The sequence below is a fragment of the Virgibacillus carmonensis genome, assembly GCF_057836705.1.
Genome location: NZ_JBYQFJ010000358.1, coordinates 1 through 542 on the forward strand (window position 1 = coordinate 1; position 542 = coordinate 542).

Annotated in this window: 1 protein-coding gene; it reads left to right on the forward strand. The window is 43.0% G+C overall.

What is annotated here, in order from left to right:
* Positions 1–542: AMP-binding protein (locus AC3G7N_RS22340; RefSeq protein WP_489424297.1), on the forward strand; the 542-nt coding region annotated here is incomplete at both ends.

The window sequence follows — 542 nt, forward strand, 5'->3', positions numbered from 1 at the left end:
TAAACGGGAATTGACACTTAACTTTGAGCGTGTCCCTTTTAATGACCCGCTATGGGTGCTCTTCTCCTCAGGAACAACGGGAAAACCAAAACCCATTGTTCAAAGTCAGGGTGGTATTTTAATGGAGCATCTGAAGGCATTGACCTTCCATGCTGATTTGGATGAGAGCGACCGGTTTTTTTGGTTTACCACAACAGGCTGGATGATGTGGAACTTTCTTGTTGGCGGATTACTGACTGGCAGTACGATTATTTTATATGATGGAAATCCTGGTTACCCTGACAAAAAAATGCTTTGGAAAATGGCCGAACAAACAAAAATGACCGTATTTGGGACAAGTGCAAGTTACATTACTGCTTGCATGAAGGATGGTCTTGTTCCAAAAGAAGAATTTAATTTACAGCATTTGAAAAATATTAGTTCGACTGGCTCACCATTACCACCAGAAGGCTTTCAGTGGTGCTACGATAATGTGAAAGACGACCTCTGGATTGCCTCATCCAGTGGCGGAACAGACGTATGCACGGCATTTATTCTGGGCG